25 protein-coding genes are annotated in these 21,141 nt (G+C 62.1%); 9 read left to right on the forward strand and 16 right to left on the reverse strand.

From position 1 onward, the window contains the following. Window positions 1–44: 44 nt before the first annotated feature. From NKI52_RS04980 to hisB, 13 genes are all read right to left on the reverse strand, one after another. Window positions 45–1,619 carry a hypothetical protein gene (locus NKI52_RS04980; RefSeq protein WP_352697225.1) on the reverse strand — a complete coding sequence of 525 codons (1,575 nt, stop codon included), beginning with the start codon at window positions 1,617–1,619 and terminating at the stop codon, window positions 45–47. After that, window positions 1,609–2,004 carry a GtrA family protein gene (locus tag NKI52_RS04985; RefSeq protein WP_023677541.1) on the reverse strand — a complete coding sequence of 132 codons (396 nt, stop codon included), beginning with the start codon at window positions 2,002–2,004 and terminating at the stop codon, window positions 1,609–1,611. Before NKI52_RS04985 ends, NKI52_RS04980 begins: the two co-directional genes overlap by 11 nt. A gap of 7 nt (window positions 2,005–2,011) precedes the next feature. Then, window positions 2,012–2,782, reverse strand: a complete 771-nt coding sequence (locus tag NKI52_RS04990) for a class I SAM-dependent methyltransferase (protein ID WP_352576335.1) — start codon at window positions 2,780–2,782, stop codon at window positions 2,012–2,014. Continuing rightward, complete coding sequence (locus NKI52_RS04995) at window positions 2,782–3,789, reverse strand: glycosyltransferase family 2 protein (RefSeq protein WP_352454814.1); 1,008 nt, start codon at window positions 3,787–3,789, stop codon at window positions 2,782–2,784. Before NKI52_RS04995 ends, NKI52_RS04990 begins: the two co-directional genes overlap by 1 nt. 77 nt (window positions 3,790–3,866) lie before the next feature. Continuing rightward, on the reverse strand, window positions 3,867–4,826 hold the full coding sequence (gene coaA / locus NKI52_RS05000) for a type I pantothenate kinase (protein WP_352451662.1): 960 nt from the start codon (window positions 4,824–4,826) through the stop codon (window positions 3,867–3,869). An 18-nt stretch (window positions 4,827–4,844) separates the two neighbouring features. After that, window positions 4,845–5,171: a phosphoribosyl-ATP diphosphatase gene (locus NKI52_RS05005; protein ID WP_352697227.1), complete on the reverse strand. Its 327-nt coding sequence runs from the start codon at window positions 5,169–5,171 to the stop codon at window positions 4,845–4,847. A gap of 36 nt (window positions 5,172–5,207) precedes the next feature. Then, a complete protein-coding gene (gene hisF, locus NKI52_RS05010; RefSeq protein ID WP_023677537.1) occupies window positions 5,208–6,002 on the reverse strand; it encodes an imidazole glycerol phosphate synthase subunit HisF in 795 nt (264 codons plus the stop codon). After that, window positions 5,999–6,835, reverse strand: coding sequence for an arginase family protein (locus NKI52_RS05015; RefSeq protein ID WP_352697229.1), 837 nt, complete (start codon window positions 6,833–6,835; stop codon window positions 5,999–6,001). The genes hisF and NKI52_RS05015 overlap by 4 nt, the downstream gene beginning before the upstream one ends. A 3-nt stretch (window positions 6,836–6,838) precedes the next feature. Continuing rightward, window positions 6,839–7,582, reverse strand: a complete 744-nt coding sequence (gene hisA, locus NKI52_RS05020; protein WP_352454816.1) for a 1-(5-phosphoribosyl)-5-[(5-phosphoribosylamino)methylideneamino]imidazole-4-carboxamide isomerase — start codon at window positions 7,580–7,582, stop codon at window positions 6,839–6,841. Between the two features lie 2 nt (window positions 7,583–7,584). Further along, window positions 7,585–7,875 (reverse strand): DUF1330 domain-containing protein, encoded by a 291-nt coding sequence (locus NKI52_RS05025; RefSeq protein ID WP_352697231.1) that lies wholly within the window; start codon window positions 7,873–7,875, stop codon window positions 7,585–7,587. A gap of 3 nt (window positions 7,876–7,878) precedes the next feature. Beyond that, on the reverse strand, window positions 7,879–8,529 hold the full coding sequence (gene hisH, locus NKI52_RS05030) for an imidazole glycerol phosphate synthase subunit HisH (RefSeq protein ID WP_023677533.1): 651 nt from the start codon (window positions 8,527–8,529) through the stop codon (window positions 7,879–7,881). A 1-nt stretch (window position 8,530) separates the two neighbouring features. Beyond that, window positions 8,531–9,004, reverse strand: coding sequence for a DUF2628 domain-containing protein (locus NKI52_RS05035; protein WP_352697233.1), 474 nt, complete (start codon window positions 9,002–9,004; stop codon window positions 8,531–8,533). Between the two features lie 4 nt (window positions 9,005–9,008). Beyond that, window positions 9,009–9,608, reverse strand: coding sequence for an imidazoleglycerol-phosphate dehydratase HisB (hisB, locus tag NKI52_RS05040; protein WP_352590768.1), 600 nt, complete (start codon window positions 9,606–9,608; stop codon window positions 9,009–9,011). A 226-nt stretch (window positions 9,609–9,834) separates the two neighbouring features. Here hisB and hslV point away from each other — a divergent pair, with 226 nt between their 5' ends. From hslV to NKI52_RS05065, 5 genes are all read left to right on the forward strand, one after another. Further along, a complete protein-coding gene (gene hslV, locus NKI52_RS05045; protein ID WP_023677530.1) occupies window positions 9,835–10,386 on the forward strand; it encodes an ATP-dependent protease subunit HslV in 552 nt (183 codons plus the stop codon). Then, entirely contained in the window at window positions 10,376–10,885 is a 510-nt protein-coding gene (locus tag NKI52_RS05050) for a GNAT family N-acetyltransferase (RefSeq protein ID WP_352576348.1), read from the forward strand. The genes hslV and NKI52_RS05050 overlap by 11 nt, the downstream gene beginning before the upstream one ends. Window positions 10,886–10,923: 38 nt before the next feature. Continuing rightward, entirely contained in the window at window positions 10,924–11,520 is a 597-nt protein-coding gene (locus NKI52_RS05055) for a DUF2585 domain-containing protein (RefSeq protein ID WP_023677528.1), read from the forward strand. A gap of 4 nt (window positions 11,521–11,524) precedes the next feature. Continuing rightward, window positions 11,525–12,838: an ATP-dependent protease ATPase subunit HslU gene (gene hslU / locus NKI52_RS05060; protein ID WP_352454824.1), complete on the forward strand. Its 1,314-nt coding sequence runs from the start codon at window positions 11,525–11,527 to the stop codon at window positions 12,836–12,838. A 182-nt stretch (window positions 12,839–13,020) separates the two neighbouring features. Further along, window positions 13,021–13,980 (forward strand): DUF1402 family protein, encoded by a 960-nt coding sequence (locus NKI52_RS05065; protein WP_352576350.1) that lies wholly within the window; start codon window positions 13,021–13,023, stop codon window positions 13,978–13,980. 34 nt (window positions 13,981–14,014) lie between these two features. Here the strand turns inward: NKI52_RS05065 and NKI52_RS05070 are convergent, their stop codons facing one another. The 3 genes from NKI52_RS05070 to NKI52_RS05080 are packed head-to-tail and all read right to left on the reverse strand — an operon-like array spanning window position 14,015 to window position 16,730. Continuing rightward, on the reverse strand, window positions 14,015–15,244 hold the full coding sequence (locus tag NKI52_RS05070) for an NAD(P)/FAD-dependent oxidoreductase (RefSeq protein WP_352697432.1): 1,230 nt from the start codon (window positions 15,242–15,244) through the stop codon (window positions 14,015–14,017). Window positions 15,245–15,246: 2 nt separating this feature from the next. Next, window positions 15,247–15,561 carry a MocE family 2Fe-2S type ferredoxin gene (locus tag NKI52_RS05075; protein WP_023677524.1) on the reverse strand — a complete coding sequence of 105 codons (315 nt, stop codon included), beginning with the start codon at window positions 15,559–15,561 and terminating at the stop codon, window positions 15,247–15,249. Between the two features lie 41 nt (window positions 15,562–15,602). After that, entirely contained in the window at window positions 15,603–16,730 is a 1,128-nt protein-coding gene (locus NKI52_RS05080; RefSeq protein WP_352620624.1) for a fatty acid desaturase family protein, read from the reverse strand. A gap of 137 nt (window positions 16,731–16,867) precedes the next feature. On the opposite strand from NKI52_RS05080, the gene NKI52_RS05085 reads away from it, so the two are divergent. The 4 genes from NKI52_RS05085 to NKI52_RS05100 all read left to right on the forward strand — a co-directional run bounded on the left by NKI52_RS05085 (window position 16,868) and on the right by NKI52_RS05100 (window position 21,111). Then, complete coding sequence (locus NKI52_RS05085; protein WP_023677522.1) at window positions 16,868–17,899, forward strand: LacI family DNA-binding transcriptional regulator; 1,032 nt, start codon at window positions 16,868–16,870, stop codon at window positions 17,897–17,899. Between the two features lie 309 nt (window positions 17,900–18,208). Beyond that, the gene (locus NKI52_RS05090) at window positions 18,209–19,150 is read left to right on the forward strand and encodes a sugar ABC transporter substrate-binding protein (protein ID WP_352451673.1); all 942 of its coding nucleotides are present in this window, start codon (window positions 18,209–18,211) and stop codon (window positions 19,148–19,150) included. A gap of 114 nt (window positions 19,151–19,264) precedes the next feature. Next, window positions 19,265–20,341 (forward strand): ABC transporter permease, encoded by a 1,077-nt coding sequence (locus tag NKI52_RS05095; protein ID WP_292655972.1) that lies wholly within the window; start codon window positions 19,265–19,267, stop codon window positions 20,339–20,341. A 2-nt stretch (window positions 20,342–20,343) separates the two neighbouring features. Next, entirely contained in the window at window positions 20,344–21,111 is a 768-nt protein-coding gene (locus tag NKI52_RS05100) for an ATP-binding cassette domain-containing protein (protein WP_254815918.1), read from the forward strand. Window positions 21,112–21,141 lie beyond the last annotated feature (30 nt).

The raw sequence follows: 21,141 nt of genomic DNA on the forward strand, positions 1-21,141 counted from the left end.
GCGATTGGATCCAGCCGTGTCATGGGTTTCCGGGGGGCTCCTGCTCAATCGGTGTGGAGCGGCGCAGGCGCCGTGTAACGCAGATAGACAGTGATTTCCGGCTCGGCGTGCAGCAGACGATAGTCGGCCAAGGCGACCTGGATCCGCTTGTCCTGCAGCATCAGGGCAGTCCACGCGGGCGAGCCTGACAGCACGATATCGGGCTTCTTCGCTGATATCTCGGCGGCGTTTTCGCCGATCACCCGATCGCGGATGCTTTCAAGTTCCGGTCTCCGTTCGAGATCGCCGGTGACGCGGGCGAGCGTGTCCGCGTTGGAGACCGCCCAGGCGCTCGGATGGCGTGATATGAACCTGCCGCCGACCAGCCTGGCGAGGGGATGGGCAACCTGCATCTGGTCGGCAATCGACATGATGGTCGGGGTTTCGACCGTTGCGCGGATCGCGGCGACAGACCGGGCGATCGGGCCGTTATCCGTCGTCAGCGCCGCGTACTGTGCCCGGACCGCTATTTGCAGCACCAGCACGCAGCCGAAGATCAGGGCGGCCTTGCGAACGAAGCCTGCACTGCCGAATGTGCCGAACCGCACAAGCTGGATGCCAAATGCAAGTGTCGCAACAACGACCATCGGCAGCGCGTGATTGGGCCAACCCTTGCCCATGACGATGAAGGCCGGAATGAACCCCAGGGCGGTCAGGAGCGGAATCCTGACGTCCCAGTTCGTCTTTCTCAGGCCGCCGGCCGCAAGCACGGTGGCGGCGGCCAGAAGCAGCACCACTTTCGGCCAGTTTGCCAGCATATCGGCGGCAGAGGCCCTCAACGGAAGATAGACCTCCCTGACCAAGGGCAGGACGTCGCTGACGTAAGCGCGGTCGAAGAGCGCGATGGACGCGATATAGGCGGCCACGATCGCAGCGCCCACCAGGTTCTCTGCGACGAAGAGCGGTTTCAGCGACCGCCTTTCAAGCGCAAGACAGAGCGACGGCAACATGAAGGCCAGCACAAAATAGGGCGGCTTGACCATGACCACGACCGCCGCGCCGAAGCCCGCGACCATGTGCTCCAGGCGCGAGCCCGCGCTGAAATCCAGGTTCCGCTGACGTGTGCATTGCAACGCCACCCAAGGCAGAATGGTAATCAATGCGAAGTGCTCGCGTTGGCCGAATTGATCCGGCATGAAACACAGGATCAAAAACAGGGCCGCCGCTGCCGCCCACAGCGCATGGGGCTGCCGGTAGACCGGTTCATCGCGCGAGAGAATGTGGACGGAAACGGAAAGACTGGCCAGGCTCAGGCAAACGACGCCAAGCGTCAGCCAGAATTCCGCACGCATGCCAGTGAGCTTTTCCAGGAGCATGAACGGCATGTAGAGCCAGATCGAGAAAGGGGGGTTGGTCTCCACGATGTCGGTGTTGAGCCGCTCTCCGCCAAGCAGGCGGTCGCAGACGACCAGAAGCCACGACACGTCAACATTGGTCGGAATTGCAACGGTCGATAGCCAGACGGCGTATGTGACGACCAGACTGGCCAGCAGCAACGGTGCACCCGCTACGCCCACAAAGGGCGAGAAGCGGTTGGCGCCGGGCAGCAGTTCACTGAGGGATCGCGCGCTAGAGACCACGAAACACCCACCGCCCGAGGACGACATAGTTGATGACCGGCACGGCAATGCAGGTGAGCAGGATCGGGATTGCGGCAGGGACGCCGAGCATCTGGGTCAAAAGCCCCGGCAGGGCGATCGCGACGGCGAGGCCGGAAGCGGTGAGCAGGAGGAAGCGGGGCAATTCCATCGCGTGGCTGCCGCCCGAGGTGAACGTGAAATATTTATGCCCGGTGTAGGAGAACAGCGCGGCGACGGCGTAGGCCGCAAACGATGTGAGCGCCGCCGGCAGGGCCGCCGTTGCCTGTCCACGCGACAGCAGAAAAGCGCAAACGGCGTAGATCAGCGTCGACGCGATGCCAATCAGCGCAAAGCGCGATAGTCGACGATACGAGCCGGTGCCCATGACGCGGTCAAGCTGCCAATTTCTCGTCGAGGCGAGCGGTTTCGACGGCGCTGTCCTTGCGGAATACCGCCAGCAGCGAAACCCCGAAGGGCAAGCTTGCATTTGGTATGATGCGGCCTTCCGCCGAAAACACTGCCTTCATCGCCGCATTCAGTGGTTTTGGCGGCGTGGCATGGCCGGCTGGCAAGGCCGACTTGCGCAACCTGTCCACCAGTCGTGCCAGCGCCGCTACCGGGAAGAGCGCGGCATTTGTGTAGCTCAGCCGGTCGATCGCGAAACCAGCCCTTTCGATTCGTTCACGCAGCAGATTGCGTGAATAGCGCCGCATATGATGCAGCCCCACATCATGCGTGCTCCACAACCATTGGTGTGCGGGCACAGTGAGGACGACGCTGCCGCCCGGTTTCAGCACTTGGCGGATCGCGGCAAGCGACGCCTCGTCTTCGGCGACATGCTCCAGCACGTCGAACAGGCAGACGAGGTCGCAGCTTTGCGGCGCGACAGGAATGTTGTCCGGCAGATGTCCGGCGAGGAAGTCGCGGCCGGTCTTTTCCCAGGCAATCCTGCGCGCGAGATCGCTCATCTCGACTGCCGTCACTGCGCCGAACTGCTCCAGCATCCGGATGTTGCCGCCGGTGCCGGCGCCGATCTCGACGATGCGCGCGTTTTCAGGCAGGCCGATGCTGCGAATGACCGCCTCGGCGATGGCGCGACGCCCGCAGAACCACCAATGCTCGTCTTCGGTGGCGGCCATCTGTCGGTAGGCGTCGATCTCCATCAGCTCATTCCCTCATATTTGCGGCGCACGATGTAGATCGGACGCTGCTTGATCTCGGCGTAGACCCTGCCGAGGTATTGTCCGATGATGCCGATGCCGAGTAACTGGATGCCGCCAAGGAAAAGAACACTGACCAGCAGGGAGGCGTAGCCGGGCACATCAACGCCAAAGATCATTGTCTTGGCGACGATCAGCAGGCCGTAGAGGAACGACAGCGCGGAAATCGTCGCGCCGACATAGGTCCAGATTTCAAGCGGAGCGGTGGAGAAGCTGGTGATGCCTTCGAGCGCGAAGTTCCACAGCTTCCAGCCGGAGAATTTCGACTGGCCGGCGATGCGCTGATCGCGGACATATTCGACGCTTGCGGTGCGGAACCCGACCCAGGCGAACAGGCCCTTCATGAAACGACGGCGTTCGGGCAAAGACCGCAGCGCCTGGATGACCTGGCGGTCGATCAAACGGAAGTCGCCGACATCGTGCGGGATCTTCTGCTGCGCGATCCAGTTGTGAACGCGGTAGAACATCGAGGCGGAGCGCTGCTTGAGAAAGCTGTCGCTCGACCGATTGGCTCGCTTGGCCAGAACAACCTCAAAACCCTCGCGCCACTTTTCCACAAGCAGCGGAATGACATGCGGCGGATCCTGCATATCGACATCCATCGGAATCGCTGCATCGGCATCGCAGCTGTCGAGCCCCGCGGTCATCGCGGCTTCCTTGCCGAAATTGCGTGAAAGGTCGATTACGTGGATGCGTGGATCGGTTTGTTGGGCTTCGATCAGCTTTTCGAGCGTCGTATCGCTGCTGCCGTCGTTGACGAAGATGAACTCGAGGGCAACGCCTTTGTCCTTCAGCGGCGCGGTGCTTTCGCATACCGCCTTCAGGAATGGAGCAATTGCGCCTTCCTCATTGTGGACAGGCACGATCAGGGCAATCGTTGCGCCGCCGCTGCCCGGACGTGCGATGCGGTCAGCTGCCGGCCGATCGATGTTTAGGAATGGCGCATTCATTTGTTTGCCGAGCCCGCAGATCAGGCCCGACAATAGAAAGACTGGGTTAAGATGACTTTAAGGAATGTCCCGGGATTTCACAGTTTCCTGAGCGCCACTTCCTCGACCAGATGGTTGGCGCCCTTGCGCAGGATGAGATCGGCACGGGCGCGGGTCGGCAATATATTCTCGCGCAGATTCTTCAGGTTGATGTTGGTCCACAGGCCCTCGGCGATGGCGCGGGCCGCATCCTCGGAAAGTTGCGAATAGCGGTGGAAGAAGGAGGCCGGGTCGCGGAAGGCGGTTTCGCGCAGCCGCATGAAGCGGGCGATATACCAGTGATGGATCAGCGCCTCCTCGGCATCGATATAGATGGCGAAGTCGAAGAAATCCGACAGGAAAGGCACGATCTTGCCGTCCTTGGGCAGCTTGCCCGGCTGCAGGACATTGATGCCTTCGAAGATCAGGATGTCGGGCCGGTCGATGGTCTGGAACTCGCCCGGGATAACGTCATAGGTCAGGTGCGAATAGACCGGCGCGCGGACGTTGCGCTGCGCCGATTTGATGCCGGACAGGAAGCGCAGAAGGGCGCCGACGTCGTAGCTGTCGGGAAAGCCCTTGCGCTCCATCAGGTTGTTGCGGCGCAGGACTTCGTTCGGCAGCAGGAAACCATCGGTGGTGACCAGGTCGACCTTGGGACTCGACGGCCAGCGCGCCAGCAGCTCCTTTAGCACGCGCGCCGTGGTCGATTTGCCGACCGCGACGGAACCGGCAATGCCGATGATGAACGGTGTCTTGGCCGCGTCCAGCGCGTTGAAGAAGGCCTGGCGCTGCCTGAACAGGAGTTGACTGGCTTCGACATGAGCCGACAACAGCCGCGACATCGAAAGATAGATGCGCTCGACCTCGTGGAGATCGACCGGATCGTTCAGCGACCGCAGACGACGGACCTCGTCCTCGGTGAGCGTCATCGGCGTATCGGCGCGGAACCGCGACCATTGCTCGGCCGAGAAGAAACGATAGGGTGAATACTTCTCGGTAGGAGCGAGCTGGTCCATCGAGTTCCTCCGCAGCGATCAGCCCCGGTCCAGCCGAGACGCCTTTTCGGCGATGCCCGAACGACCGGTGCGGCGTTCAAGCTCGTTGAGCACATCGCTCAGCGGAATGTCCGCTATGCCGAGAACGACAAGCCAATGATAAATGAGATCGGCGCTTTCCGAAACAAGCGCGGCCCTATCGGCGCTGACGGCTGCGATCACCGTTTCGACCGCCTCTTCGCCGAATTTCTGCGCTGCCTTGCTCATGCCGCGCTGAAAGAGCTTGGCCGTCCACGAATCCGGATCGCCGGAACGTGCGCGTTCGCCAATAATCTTCTCCAGATCGGAGAGCGAGAACTCGGTCATGACGGCGTTTACAGCCTCTTCTTAGCCGGAAAGGCTCTAGGACCGATTACCCGGCGAGTCCAGCCGCATCGGCAGTCCGGCCTGAGCCATGTGCAGCTTGGCTTCGGCGATGCTGTAGGTGCCGAAATGGAAGATCGACGCCGCCAGCACCGCGCCGGCATGGCCGTCGCGAATGCCTTCGACAAGGTGGTCGAGCGTGCCGACGCCACCGGAAGCGATGACCGGCACGCGTACGGCATCGGCGACCGCGCGGGTAAGGGCTATGTCGTAGCCGGCTTTGGTGCCGTCGCGGTCCATCGATGTTAGCAGGATCTCGCCGGCGCCGAGATCGACCACTCGCCGAGCGAACTCGACGGCGTCGATGCCGGTCTTCTCGCGGCCGCCATGGGTGAATATCTCCCAGCGATCAGCCTCGCTCGCAGCGGACACTTTCTTGGCATCGATGGCGACGACGATGCACTGGTTGCCGAATTTGTCGGCAGCCTCGGCGACAAAATTTGGGGTCTTCACCGCCGCTGTGTTGATCGATACCTTGTCGGCGCCGGCCAGTAGCAGCTTCCTGATGTCGGCGACCTGACGGACGCCACCGCCAACGGTCAGCGGCATAAAACATTGTTCGGCGGTGCGGGCGATGACATCGAAAATGGTCTCGCGGTTTTCCGACGAGGCGGTGATGTCGAGAAAGCAGAGCTCGTCGGCGCCGGCCGCGTCATAGGCTTTTGCCGCTTCGACGGGATCGCCGGCATCGACCAGGTCGACGAAATTGACGCCCTTGACGACACGGCCGTTCTTGACGTCGAGACAGGGGATGACGCGGGCTTTCAGCATCAGATCCTCTCGATCGCCGCAAGAAAGTCGACAAGCAGCTGGCCGACGACGGGCGGAACTTCGGACTGGGAATCAAAGGCCGGGTCGTAGGCCGAGAGCGTCACGCCGACGATTGGGATTGACCTGGCCAGTCCGCAGGCAAGCTGCCGCAGCTGTTCCGGACTCGGGCCGCCCGGGTGCGCGTAGCGGTTCACCTGCAACACATCCGGATCGAGGACATCCAGGTCGAGATGCAGATGCGCCCGCACAGTCCCTGTCGCCGTGAGCTTTCCGATCATATCGAGTGCACCGGCACATTCGGTGCGCACGATCGGCAAAGTTTCCAGCAGTCGCTTTTCGTCGGGATCGAGGTCGCGGGCATCGACCAGCATGCAGCGCGCCGGGTCTATCGGCCGGAACCCCGGAATTGCTGCCGCCATCGGATGCCAGCAGAGCCCGAGCGTCGCCGCCAGCGCCATGCCGTCGAGAAAGCCGTAGGAGGACGTCTCCGGCGTGTTGAGATCGCCATGCTGGTCGATCCAGATGATCGAATCCGCAACTTCACCGGCGACCGCACCGGCGGCGGTCAGGCAATTTCCAGCAAGGATAATGGGGAAGCGTCCTCCATCGCGGGCGAGGTTAACCTTGGTCGCGATGGCGTTGCAGACGGCGAAGCCGGTTGCAATTTCGCGCCCCTGCTCGTCTCCGACCTTGCCGATATCTTCGACGGCGACGTCATGGCCAGCCACGGTCAGGGCTTCGACCAGCCCACCGCCGATGATGGCGTCCGGCCCCTGGCCGCACCCTTCGTGATAGTGCCCGCTGTCGTAGGGAGCAACGATAATCGAGACCTTCACGTTTCACACCCCTGCCATCGGTTTGCCACGCAGGATCGCCAATGCCTCGGCCGGGTCGATGCGGCCGTCGTAGAGGGCGCGTCCGGAGATCGCGCCTTCGAGCTTGCGGGCATCGGGCATGGTCATGCGCACGATGTCGGCGATCGAGGCGAGCCCGCCCGAGGCGATAACCGGGATCGACACCGCGTCGGCGAGATCGATGGTGGCGTCCCAGTTGATACCGGTCAGCACACCGTCGCGGTCGATATCGGTGTAGATGATGGCGGCGACGCCGGCACCCTCGAATTTCCTCGCCAGTTCAATGACGCCGAGGCTCGAGGCTTCAGCCCAGCCTTCGACCGCGACCTTGCCGCCCTTGGCGTCGATGCCGACGGCGATCTTGCCCGGGAATGCCTTGCAGGCCTGCCTGACCAGATCCGGATCGCGCACCGCCACGGTGCCAAGAATGACGCGGGCCAGCCCACGGTCGAGCCAGTCCTCGATCTGCGCCAGGGTGCGGATGCCGCCGCCGAGCTGCACCGGATTGCTCGTCGCCTTCAGGATGGCGCCGACCGCGGCGCTGTTGACGCTCTGGCCCTTGAAGGCGCCGTTGAGGTCGACGACGTGCAACCATTCGAAGCCCTGCTCTTCGAAGGCGCGCGCCTGAGCGGCGGGATCGTCATTGTAGATGGTTGCGGTCGCCATGTCGCCATGCCTGAGGCGCACGCATTTGCCGTCCTTGAGGTCTATCGCCGGAAACAGAAACACGTTCAGGCGCCTTCGACGATGACAAAGTGGCCGGTCGAGCCGGCGAACCTGTACTTCAAGGCCTCCTGGTATTCAGGCGAGCCGTAGCATTCCAGCGCCTTTTCATAGGATTCGAATTCCACCACCACGTGGCGATCGCCTGCCGGTCCTTCCGGGCTGGTGTACCGCCCGGCGCGCACCGGGAACTTCGCGCCGTATTTCGCGAAAGCCGCAGCATTGGCTTCGATGTACTGCTTGTAGATCTCGGGATCGTGGACATCGACCATTGCCATCCAATAGCCCTTCTTGCTCATGGTTCAGGGCCTCCAGCCTAGGAAATTGGTGATCAGCGCCAGGCCCAGCGCCTGGCTCTTCTCGGGGTGGAATTGCGTTCCGGCTAGGTTGTCGCGGGCGACAGCGGCCGTTACCGGGCCGCCATAGTCGGCAACCGCCAGCACCTCATCCTCCTTCCGTGCATCGAGATGGTAGGAGTGGACGAAATAGGCGTGCAGTCCCTTGCCACCCGTCGCAATGCCGGAAAACAGCGGATGCTTGCGCTTCAGGTCAATCGTGTTCCAGCCGATCTGCGGGATCTTCAGTGTCGGATCGGCCGGCGTGATCTCCTTGACGTCGCCGGCGACCCAGCCAAAGCCCTTTGTGACGGTCTTTTCCAGGCCTCGCTCCGACATCAGCTGCATGCCGACGCAGATGCCGAGGAACGGCCGTGCCTTGGCGATCGCCACCTCCTCGACCGCCTCCCACATGCCGGCGACCGCACGCAGTCCAGCGGCGCAATCGGCATAGGCGCCGACGCCGGGCAGGACGATGCGGTCGGCGGTCCTGACCCGCTCGGCATCGGCGGTGAGTTCGATCGCGGCGGCAATGCCGGCTTCATGCGCGGCACGCTCGAAGGCCTTGGTGGCCGAGCGCAGATTGCCCGACCCGTAATCGATGATCGCCACCCTCATCTCAGGGCTTTCCCGGAATATGGTTCAGCCCCAGCGCCAGGCCCATCTGCGCCGACCGCGCATGTGCTGCGTCTGGGACGATGCGTTGCACCGTCGGTTGTTCAGCCGACTGAGCATCGGCTTCCAATGCATAGCGGACGTCTGCGTCGTCGAGCCTATCGGCCTCGACCACGCCCCATTCATGCCAGCCGCGACGGCGCAGGGCTGCGATCCGCAAGGCCTGCCCTTCCAGTCCGACAAAGAGCATGACAAGCAGGGATAAAAGCGAGCCGGCTGTTTCCAGGTCCAGCCTTTCGCCCAGCATCGAGAGCAGGCCCATGGCGACAAACGCCAATGCCGCCTCGACCCAGAGCCGGTGCCAGGCCAGCCACAGCGGCGGCACCAAGAAGCCGAGCCAGGCAAAGCCGTCACGGATAAAGGTAGTGTCCACGCTTTCGCTGCGGCCTGGCGGCTCCATCACGACATAGATGGCCATGACGCTATCCTTTCAGGGATCCCTTGGTGGAGGGAACCGCGTCCGGCTGGCGCGGGTCGCGCTCAAGCGCCGAACGCAGCGCACGCGCCACGGCCTTGAAGCAGGTCTCGGCGACGTGGTGGTTGTTGGCGCCATAATGATTGGTGACATGCAGCGTGATGCCGGCATTCTGCGCCAGCGCGTGGAAGAATTCGCGCACCAGCTCGGTGTCGAACGTACCGATCTTCGGCGACGAGAATGAAACATTCCAGACCAGAAAAGGCCGGCCGGAGACATCGATTGCCGCCCGCGTCAGTGTCTCGTCCATGGCGAGATCGATCGAGGCGTAGCGCATGATGCCGCGCCGCTCGCCCAATGCCTTGGCCAGCGCCTGGCCGAGCGCAATGCCCGTATCCTCGACCGTGTGGTGGTCGTCTATGTGCAGGTCGCCCTTGGCCTTCACGGTCATGTCGATCAGCGAATGGCGCGACAACTGGTCCAGCATATGGTCGAAGAAGCCGACGCCCGTCGAAATGTCGGATTTGCCCGAGCCGTCGACCTGAACCGACACGGCGATGTCGGTTTCCCTGGTCTTGCGGCTTATCTCGGCGGAACGGGGCGCCATGACCTCATCCTTGTCTCAGATTTTGCACGATTCAGGCGTTCACATGCCTGAAAACGAAAGCCTTCTAGCAGCATGATCCGGCGATTGCCAGTTACCGCTGCGGAGCACAGTCCGGCCCGGCGGATGGCCGGTTTGCAATCGTCCGGCCTATGCATACATATGGCCGATCAAGTCACTCGTAACGCGCCGATCGCCTCGATGGGATCGGTGCTTATCGGAGCAGAAAATGTCGAATGAACTGACCATGCATGCCACGACCATCCTGACCGTGCGCAAGGGCGGCAAGGTGGTGATCGCCGGCGACGGCCAGGTCAGCCTCGGCCAGACGATCATGAAAGGCAACGCCAAGAAGGTGCGCCGCATCGGCAAGGGCGGCAACGTCATCGCCGGTTTCGCCGGCGCCACCGCCGATGCCTTCACGCTGCTCGAGCGGCTCGAAGCCAAGCTCGAACAATATCCCGACCAGCTGACACGCGCCTGCGTCGAGCTTGCCAAGGACTGGCGCACCGACCGCTATTTGCGGCGGCTGGAAGCGATGATGCTGGTGGCCGACAAGTCGGTGTCGCTGGCACTGACCGGCACCGGCGACGTGCTGGAGCCCGAATTTGGCGTCATGGCCATCGGCTCGGGCGGCAATTACGCGCTGGCAGCGGCACGCGCGCTGGTGGACAGCGACAAGGGCGCAGAGGAGATCGCCCGCAAGGCGATGCAGATCGCGTCAGACATTTGCGTCTACACCAACAACAACTTCGTCGTCGAAACCCTCGATGCCGCCTGAGCGGAGCCTCCGCTATGGTTTTCGGCCGGTGACCCAGAGGGACCTGCCGATGATCGCCGGCTGGCTTGCCGAGCCGCATGTCGCCGAATGGTGGAACGACCCAGAGACCGAGATTGCGGAGATCCGCGAGCATATCGACAGCATTTCGGTCGAGCCGCTGATTATCGAGCTCGACGGAAAGCCCATCGGCTATTTGCAGAGCTACGATCCGCATCTGGAGGACGGCCATCCCTATAGCGACCAGCCGTTCGGCACGCTCGGCATCGATCTGTCGATCGGCGTGCCGGAGCTTGTCGGGGTCGGCCACGGCTCGGCGATCGTCCGGCAGTTCGTCGAGCAGCTTTTCGAGGAAGGTACGCCGCGCGTCATCATCGACCCGGACCCCGCCAATGCACGGGCTATCCGTGCCTATGAAAAGGCCGGTTTCACGGCTATCGATCGCAGGAAGTCGGAATATGGCGATGCCGTGCTGATGGCGATTGATGCCCCAGAGGGGTGATGCCGGACAGGGTGACGCAGAAGAGGGGCAATAGCAGCATGAGCGTATCCAGCGACAAAACCGTCTCGGCCTACTACGACAGTTGGCGAATGGGGCTTCTGCTGGTTCTCGGCCTGGTCATCTTCCAGGCCGGGGTCCTTTACGGCATGGGGCGGACGCCGATCTGTACCTGCGGCTATGTCAAGCTGTGGCACGGCATCGTGCAAAGCTCGGAGAATTCCCAGCATATTTCCGACTGGTACAGCTTCTCGCACATCATTCACGGTTTCCTGTTCTATGCGCTGGCGTGGTTCCTTTTCCCGCGCTCGCCGATCGGGCTCAGGCTGGCCTTTGCGGTGGTTATAGAGGGCGGCTGGGAGCTGCTCGAGAACAGCCCTTTCATCATCGATCGCTATCGCGCTGGCACGATCTCGCTCGACTATTATGGCGACAGCATCATCAATTCGGTGTCGGACACACTGGCCATGGTGCTGGGGTTTGTCATGGCGCGAAGGCTTCCTATATGGGTGGTCGTAACCCTCGCCCTCATCTTCGAATTCGGTGTCGGCTATCTCATCCGGGACAATCTGACACTCAACGTGATCATGCTGCTGCATCCGTTCGAGTCCATTCGGCAGTGGCAAAGTGGAATTTAGTGACATGAGCACCTTCTCTCCTCGCGAAATCGTTTCGGAACTCGACCGCTTCATCATCGGCCAGAAAGACGCCAAGCGTGCCGTGGCGATTGCCTTGCGCAACCGCTGGCGCCGCCAGCAGCTCGAGGGCCAGATGCGCGAAGAGGTGATGCCGAAGAATATCCTGATGATCGGCCCGACCGGCGTCGGCAAGACCGAGATTTCGCGCCGCCTGGCACGCCTTGCCGGTGCGCCTTTCGTCAAGGTCGAAGCCACCAAGTTCACCGAGGTCGGTTATGTCGGCCGCGATGTCGAGCAGATCATCCGCGACCTGGTCGAGATCGCCATCGGGCTGGTTCGCGAGAAGATGCGCGAGGACGTCAAGGCGCGTGCCCACATCAACGCCGAGGAACGGGTGCTCGAAGCGCTCGTCGGCAAGACGGCGAGCCCGGCCACCCGTGACAGTTTCCGCAAGAAGCTGCGCGACGGCGAGCTCGACGACAAGGAGATTGAGATCGAAGTGGCCGATACCGGCAATGGCGGCATGCCCGGCTTCGAGATCCCCGGCATGCCGGGCGCCAATATCGGCGTGCTCAACATCAACGATATGCTGTCGAAAGCGATGGGCGGCAAGAAGACCAAGTTGCGCAAGACGACCGTCAAGGAGTCCTACGGGCTGTTGATCAGCGACGAGTCCGACAAGCTGCTCGATCAGGACGAAGTGGTGCGCAGGGCACTCGAATCGACCGAGAATGACGGCATTGTCTTCCTTGACGAGATCGACAAGATCGCCTCGCGCGAAGGCGGCATCGGTGCCGGTGTTTCGCGTGAAGGTGTGCAGCGCGACCTGCTGCCGCTGGTCGAAGGCACCACGGTTGCGACCAAATACGGACCGGTGAAGACCGACCACATCCTGTTCATCGCCTCGGGTGCGTTCCACGTCGCTAAGCCCTCCGATCTGCTGCCGGAATTGCAGGGCCGCCTGCCGATCCGCGTCGAGCTGCGGGCGCTGGAGAAGGGCGATTTCGTCCGCATCCTCACCGAGACCGAAGCCAGCCTGATCAAGCAGTATATCGCGCTGATGAAGACCGAAGGCGTCGATCTGGTCTTCACCGACGACGCCATCGATTCGTTGGCCGGCATCGCCGTGGACCTCAACGCCAGCGTCGAGAATATTGGCGCCAGGCGGCTGCAGACGGTGATGGAACGGGTGCTGGACGATATCTCCTATGACGCGCCGGACCGCAACGGCACCTCGGTGACCATCGATGCCGCCTATGTCGAGAAGCATGTCGGCGACCTCTCCAGAAACACGGACTTGTCGCGTTTCATCCTGTAGGAGACGCTTCATTCTCGAAGAGGGTCGGGGAATTGCTCCCGGCCTCCCCAATTTGGCCCAGCATTCCCGATGTGTGGCCAAATGGAAGCATCCGGCAAGCTTTCGTCCCGTCGGGTGCAGGCGTCTCTCGACTCCCGGTGGAGCATTACCTAGTTTGCCGGCGACTATTTGGGCGGCGGCGCATGAAAAAACTGATCCTCGTCATTTTGGGGCTGACGCTGGCGGCAGCCATGTTCGCCGCACAAGCGGCAACGATGGTGCCGCCGGGCAACCGCAACACCGAGCAGCCCGACATACCGGGCGCTTCGAGCCGGCGCACCCAGGCGACCAACACCACCTTCCAGGCGAAATACCGCAAAGTCTTTGCGCTGCTCCAGAACGATGCCGAGCTGCGCGGTAAGATCAAGCAGGCAGCCGCGGCCTATGACATCGACCCAATGCATATCGTTGGAGCCATCGTCGGCGAGCATACCTATAATGTCGATGCCTATGACCGGCTGCAGACCTATTACGTCAAGGCGATCTCGTATCTGTCGAGCAAGCTCTCCTTTGCCTATGATGGCGAGGACATCACCGATTTCGTGCAACGGCCGCAATTTGCGAAATGCGCAGGGAAGTCCGACAGCTACGATCTGTGGGAGTGCCGCGAACAGGTGTGGAACCGGTCGTTCCGCGGCAAAACCGTCAACGGCGAGAGCTTTCCCAACGACCGCTTCGGCGCCACTTTCTTCCAGCCTTATTATGCCGGCCAGACTTTTGGCCTTGGCCAGCTCAATCCGCTGACGGCACTGCAGATGAGCGATCTCGTGCACAAGGTTTCCGGCCTGCCGGAACTCGACGTCGGTGACCCCAATGCGGTCTACAAGACGATCATGGACCCTGACCTGACACTGCCTTATGTCGCGGCGACGATAAGGAAGTCGATCGACGCCTATAAAAGCATTGCCGGCTTCGACATCTCAGGCAATCCCGGCATCACGTCGACGCTCTACAATGTCGGCAATCCCGAACAGCGCGCCTATGCGCTGAAAGCCGAGAACGACAAGCGCCGCGCTGCGGGCGAGCCGGAAAAGCTGCCCGAGGAAAATTACTATGGCTGGCTGGTCAACGACAAGCTGCCGGAGCTGAAAGCGCTGTTTTAGCCGAACGCGTTCGGCCAATTATCCACGCGGCGGATCAAGCCGCCAGCAGCGATTTTAATTTGACCGCCTGCGAGACTAGCGCTTCCGGCGCCGGCCTTGCCTGCTTTGCAATCAGCATCTCGGCCAGCCTTATGTCGCGGGCGACCGCGTTGCCTGGGCCGATGCCGCTTGCCGCAACCAGCCTGCCGTCCTCGGCGAGGTGGAACAGGATGAAGGCGCCGTAGCCGAGGTCGCGGCGCACGATGCTGCGGCCTTCGTCCGACAGGCCGGCGATCTGCAAGGTCAGGCCGTACTGATCCGACCAGAACCACGGCACCGCCGCATGGGACTCGCCGGCGCCAAGCATATTCCTTGCGGCGAGCGCGCCCTGCTCCTGTGCATTGCGCCAAGCTTCGAGCCGCACGCGCCGGCCGCCATAGATGGCGAGCGGAAACGAACAGCAATCGCCGGCGGCAAAGATATCCCGGTCGCTGGTGCGAAGCTCGGCGTCGACGGCGACACCATTGTCGACGGTCAGCCCCGCCTCCGCGGCAAGTCCGGTCACCGGCACGGCGCCGATGCCGATCACGGCAAGATCGGCGACAATGTCGTGTCCACCGGCGAGCGCGATGCGCACTTCGGCGCCATCATCGGCAATGGCGGCGATGCCCTCGCCGCACAGGATTTTCACGCCTTCGGCTTCATGCGCCTGATGGATGATCTCAGCGATCTCGGCCGGCACGCCGCGCATCAAGATGCGCGGCTGCGCCTCGATAACTGTGACCGCCGCACCCAGTCTGCGTGCCGCCGCGGCAAGCTCAAGCCCGATGAAGCCGCCGCCAATGATGGCGATGCGATTTCCGGCGCTGAGATGGGCGCGAATGGCCAGCGCGTCGTTGAAGGTCCGGAGGTAGACGCAGCGCCCACCAAGGCCCGGCATCGGCAGCTTGCGCGGCACCGAACCGGTCGCCAGCAGGAGCTTGTCGTAGGCCAGGACGGAACCGTCCGAGAGGCGCACGACATGCGCCGCGCGGTCGATCGCCACCGCCTGAACCGAATGGATATGCCTGATCGATCTTTCGGCCAGGATCGCGTCGGTGGCGATTGCCTTGAGCAGGGGCGCGTCGGCAACCATCGCGTCTTTCGACAGCGGCGGCCGCTCATAGGGAAGATGCGGCTCGTCGCCGACCAGCGTCACCGGTCCATTAAAGCCGAGCTCGCGCAGCGCAAGGGCGGCGCGCCCGCCGCATTCGCCGGCGCCAATGATGACCATTCCCTTCGTCATCATCAACCAATCCGGACAAGGACTTTGCCGGCGTCGACTTTGACCGGATAAGTTCTTAGATCGACGCAGACCGGCGCGCCCCTGGCAGCCCCTGTCTTGTAGTTGAAGCGGCCATTGTGCTTCGGGCATTCGATGATATCGTCCATCACCAGCCCGTCGGCCAGATGCACCTTCTCATGCGTGCAAAGCCCGTCGGTGGCGAAATACTCGTCGTCGGGGCTGCGATAGATGGCAAAGGTGCGGCCGCCATGGTCGAAGCGCATCACGTCCTCTTCGTCGATGTCCTCGGCGTCACAGGCCTCGACCCAGTCGCTCATCTACGGCTCCCCCAATACTTGGCACCCTCGGCATGGGCTTGTCATTCGGCAGCCACCGCAGCGGTAGCGTTGTCGTTGTGGAAGTCCTCGCGATAGGGCCTCGCCGTCGGCGGCAGTTCGCGCTTGATGAAATAATCCTCATTGCGCAGCTGGCGCAGGAAAGCCGGTATCATCTCGCGGTAGCCGGCCAGGATGGACGATGTCGGCGTCGGCAGATCGTGCTTGATCAGTTCGTGCAGCCTGGGCAGCGCGTGATAGGGCACCATGGGAAACATGTGATGCTCGACATGGTAGTTCATGTTCCAGTAGATGAAGCGGCTTATCGGGTTCATGTAGACGGTGCGGCTGTTGAGCCGGTGATCGGTGACGTTTTCAGCCAGGCCGCCATGCTGCAGCAGGCCGACCATGACATGGTGCCAGGCACCGTAAAGCCTGGGCAGACCGACCAGCATCAGCGGCAGGAACGAGCCGGTATAGAGCGCCAGCGCAATGGTCGCGGCATAGATTGTCGTCCAGATGCGGGCAATGCGAATTGCCTTCGGCTGCTCCTGGTCGGGAATGAACGTTCTTTCGGCCGGACTGACGATACCGGCTGCATTGCGCAGCATGTCGCTCATCGCATGCCAGGCGTCGAGAATGCCGACGAAGTTGAGCACCACGCGCAGCAGATCGGGCGGACGCATCACCGAGATCTCCGGATCGCGGCCGACGATGATGGTATCGGTATGATGGCGCGTGTGGCTCCAGCGCCAGGTCACCGGGTTGCGCATGATCATGAAGCAGGCGACCTGATAGACCACGTCGTTCATCCACTGCGTCCTGAAAGCGGTGCCGTGGCCGCATTCGTGCCAGCGTGAATCGGTGGAGGAACCGTAGAGGACGCCGTAGACGAAGAAGAACGGCACGCACCACCAGCTGCCCCAGAACCAGGCGGCGCCGGCGCCGCTGAGGATCATGGCGCCGAGCCAGACGATGGTATCGCGGATCGCCGGGCCGTCGGAGCGCTGCATCAGCTCCTTCATCTGCTTGCGCGGCACGTCGGTGTGATACCACTCGGCCGCCGCCAGCCCGCTCTCGACGGCAAGCTTCGCGTCGCGGCCGATCAGGCTATAGTCGCGTCGGGACGCCGCTGCGGAGCTCGTATTCCCGGTTCGGAGTCCAATATCCACCATAGCGGAGGCCTCGATCATATTCGGTCAGCGTTCAAAATAACGCCGAGCCCTGATAGGCTCAATATCACAAAGATAGTTTCTATCATTTTCCATCAGAATGGTGTAAAAGGGCCAAACAGTGGAATGAGGCAGCGATGGCGAAACGGCCGACGATCACCGACCTGGCGCGCATTTCGGGGGTCAGCGTTGCCACCGTCGACCGGGTGCTGAACAACCGCTTGCCGGTGCGCGAGGAAACCGCGCGCCGCGTCTATGAGGCCGCGACCAGCATCGGCTATCACGCAGCCGGATTGATCAAGCAGCGGATGCGCCATGAATTGCCCGAATACCGGCTCGGGTTCCTGCTGTTGAGACGGGAGGACGTCTTCTACAGTGAATTTGCCCGCGAGCTTGAACTGGCGGTATCGCAGTCGCCGCGCTTTCGCGGCGTGGCCACCATCGACTTCGCCGCTTCGCTGGCGCCGGACGAGATCGTCGAGCGGATGCGCAAGCTGGCCGCCAAATCCAGGGCCGTCGCCCTGGTCGGGCCTGATCACCCGACGCTGACGGTCGCCGTCGAGGCTCTCAAAGCCAATGGCGTACCGGTGTTCTCCCTGCTTTCCGACTTTGCGTCCGGTATTCGCGAGGGCTATGTTGGCCTGGACAATCGCAAGGTCGGCCGCACCGCTGCCTGGATGATCTCGAAGGCCGCGAAGAGACCTGGCAAGGTTGCCCTCTTCGTCGGCAGCCATCGCTTCCATGGCCATGAGCTTCGCGAGATCGGTTTTCGCTCCTTCTTTCGCGAGCAGGCGCCGGAATTCACTCTCCTCGAGACGTTGGTCAATCTGGAAGCGAACCAGATCACGCATGATGCAATGATCGAGCTTCTGGCCCGCCACCCTGATCTCGCCGGTTGCTATGTCGCCGGTGGCGGCATGGAAGGCGCGATCTCGGCGCTGAGGGAGGCAAAGCCGGCTGAGATGCCGGCGGTCGTCTGCAACGAGATCACGCCCGACTCCCGCGCGGCGCTGGCAGATAATTTCCTGACCATGGTGATCTCGACGCCACTGGCGGCGCTTTGCCGCGAGCTTGTCGGGCTGATGGCGCATGCCATCGAGACCGGCGCTGCGAATGCGCCGGGCCAGACCTTTCTGCCCTTCGACATTTATCTGCCGGAAAACATCTGACGTCGCGGTCATCGGCGGCAGACATGATGTAATCTATCAGAACGCTTTCAGGCCTGGCTTGCGTTAGCGTCCGTCTAAAAGCGCTCGAAATGCCGAAAATCCATTCCTCATGGCGAAATCTCGCTTGACGCCCAAGCGAAATGGAATAAATATTTCACCAACTGAGAATTTTGGTTCTTTCGTTCCGGAAGATCTGTTTCAGGCAAATGCCTCCGGAACTAAAAATGGCAATCGGGAGAGAATTCCCTGCGAGATCGGGGATTCCGGGTAGATCGGTGCAGCCGGACACCAATGTGGAGGAGAAATAAAATGAAAAAACTGCTTTTGGGCGTCGCGTTCGCGGCGCTGATGAGTTCGTCCGCCTTTGCTGCCAAGATCGGCGTGTCGATGGCGTTGTTCGACGACAATTTTCTCACAGTGCTGCGCAACGGCATGATTGAACAGGCCAAGGGCATGGACGGCGTCGAGCTGCAGGTGGAGGATGCGCAGAACGACGTCGCCAAGCAACTCGACCAGATCAAGAACTTCGCCGCCTCAGGCGTCGACGCCATCATCGTCAACCCGGTCGACACCTCGGCGACTCAGGCGATGTCGGACGCAGCCGCCGCTGCCAAGATTCCACTGGTCTATGTCAATCGCGAGCCGGTCAACGTCGACACGCTGCCCGAAAACCAGGCCTTCGTCGCCTCGAACGAAGCCGATTCCGGCACGCTCGAGACCAAGGAGGTCTGCCGCCTGTTCAAGGAGGCCGGCAAGACTGAAGCCAACGTCTATGTGATCATGGGCGAGCTGTCGAACCAGGCAGCGGTGCAGCGCACCAAGGACATTGACGACGTGATCGCCACGCCGGAGTGCAGCTTCATCAAGATCATCGACAAGCAGACGTCGAACTGGAAGCGCGAAGAAGCGCAGAACCTGATGACCAACTGGCTGTCGACCGGCAAGCCGTTCGACGGCGTCATCGCCAATAATGACGAAAGCGCCATCGGCGCCATCCAGGCGATGAAGGCCGCCAACATCGACATGAAGTCGGTTGTCGTCGGCGGGGTCGACGCTACCCAGGATGCGCTTGCCGCGATGCAGGCGGGCGACCTCGATGCGACGGTGTTCCAGGACGCGGCCGGCCAGGGTGCCGGCGCGCTTGACGCAGCGCTCAAGCTGGCGAAGGGCGAGAAGGTCGAGCACAAGGTCTACATCCCGTTCCAGCTGGTCACGCCGGCAAATATCGACAAGTTCCTGAAGAAGAACTGAGGCGGACCTGTCCGATACGGAGCGGCGCGCCAAGGTAAGACAGCGCCGCTCCGCTTTTTCCCTCTCGGCCTGAACAGCGCCGAGTGGAGACCGTGGCTGACGGAGGAAGCACGATTGGCACAGACATCTCACGGCGTCGGCGGGCTCAGCTATGATGCGAAGCGGCGCGCATGGCCGGCCGAATTCAACGTCTTCCTGGCGCTCGTCATCCTGGTCGGCGCTTTCGAGCTGATCGGCCGGGTTTTCCTGGGCGACAGCTTCCTGTTCAACACCCGCGACAATATCGATGCGATCTTCAACGAAGCGCGCCTGCAGATCATCATCCTGCAGGTGTCGATAGTCGGCATCATTGCCATCGGCGTGACGCAGGTGATCATTACCGGCGGCATCGACCTGTCCTCAGGTTCGATCGTCGGCGCCACGGCGATGATAGCCATGAGCTTCGCCCAGGTGGCGACCGTCAATGGCAACCCGAACCCGAAGGCGATGTTCATCGCGCAGGGCTGGACCGACCTGCCGGTGATCGTGCCCGTGCTGGTCGCGATCGGCTGCGGCCTGCTGGCCGGCCTGGTCAACGGCGCTTTGATCGCCTACACGCGCATCCCGCCGTTCATCGCCACGCTCGGCATGATGGTCACCGCGCGCGGCATCGCCAAATGGTGGTCAAAGGGGCAGCCGATCTCGTTTCCGACCGAGAGTTTCGCCGCCATTGGCAAGGGGCTGATGCCGGTCATCATTTTCATATCGCTCGCAGTGCTGTTCCAGCTGATCCTGAGTTACACCAAATATGGCAAGCACTGCTATGCAATCGGCTCCAATGAGGACGCCGCGCGCATGTCCGGCATCAACATCGCCAACCACAAGATCCTCGTCTACGTCATTGCCGGCGTCCTCGCCGCGCTCGCCGCCGTGGTGCTGAGCTCCAAGAATCTCACCGCCCAGGCCGGCATGGGTGTAATGTACGAGCTCGACGCGATCGCCATGGCGGTTATCGGCGGCGTCTCGCTGTCGGGCGGCCGCGGTTCGATTATCGGGACAGTGATCGGCTCGCTGATCTTCGGCGTCATCATCTCCGGCTTCACCTTTCTGCGCCTCGACGCCTATTATCAGGAGATGGTCAAAGGCGTGATCATCGTCGGCGCAGTCGTACTCGACCAGTGGCGCCAACGCCTGCGGGCGATGAGGGCTTAATCATGTCAGACATCGTCCTGAAGACCGAAAACCTGACCAAGTATTATGGCGGCGTCCATGCGCTGGAGGGTGCCAACTTCGAGCTGCGCAAGGGCGAGCATGTCGCCATCATGGGCGACAACGGCGCTGGCAAATCGACCTTCGTACGCCAGATCACCGGCGTCGAGCAGCGCACCAGCGGCAGGATGTGGTTCGACGGCAAGGAAGTGAATTTTGCCGGCCCCATCGAAGCCCGCGAGGCGGGCATCGAGACGGTGTTCCAGAACCTGGCGCTCGCCGACGACCTCGACGTACCGTCGAACCTGTTCCTCGGCCGCGAGCGGGTGCTTTTCAATCTCGGGCCCTTCTCGATCCTCGATCGCAAGTTCATGCGCAAGGCGACCGAGGCAGCCTTGGTCCGGACAGCGGTCAAGATCCCCAATCTTTCCAATACTATCCGCCACATGTCGGGCGGCCAGCGCCAGTGCGTAGCAATTGCCAGAACCGCGACCTTTGCTTCCAAGCTCATCATCATGGATGAGCCGACGGCGGCACTCGGCGTGCAGGAGACGATGCAGGTCGAAAACATCATCCGCACGCTGAAGGAGAATGGCGAACCGCTGATCCTGATCTCTCACAACATGCGCCAGGTGTTCGACCTGGTCGACCGCATCGTCGTTTTCCGGCGCGGCCGCATCGTCGCCAATTTGCGCAAGCAGGACACCGACGGCAACGATATCGTCTCCTACATCACCGGCGCCAAGACCGGGCAGGCGGAACTTGCGGCGTAACGGCCAACGCCGAGCACAGGCGCTGACACG

Source organism: Mesorhizobium sp. M0590, from assembly GCF_040320905.1.
Taxonomy (GTDB): Bacteria; Pseudomonadota; Alphaproteobacteria; order Rhizobiales; family Rhizobiaceae; genus Mesorhizobium.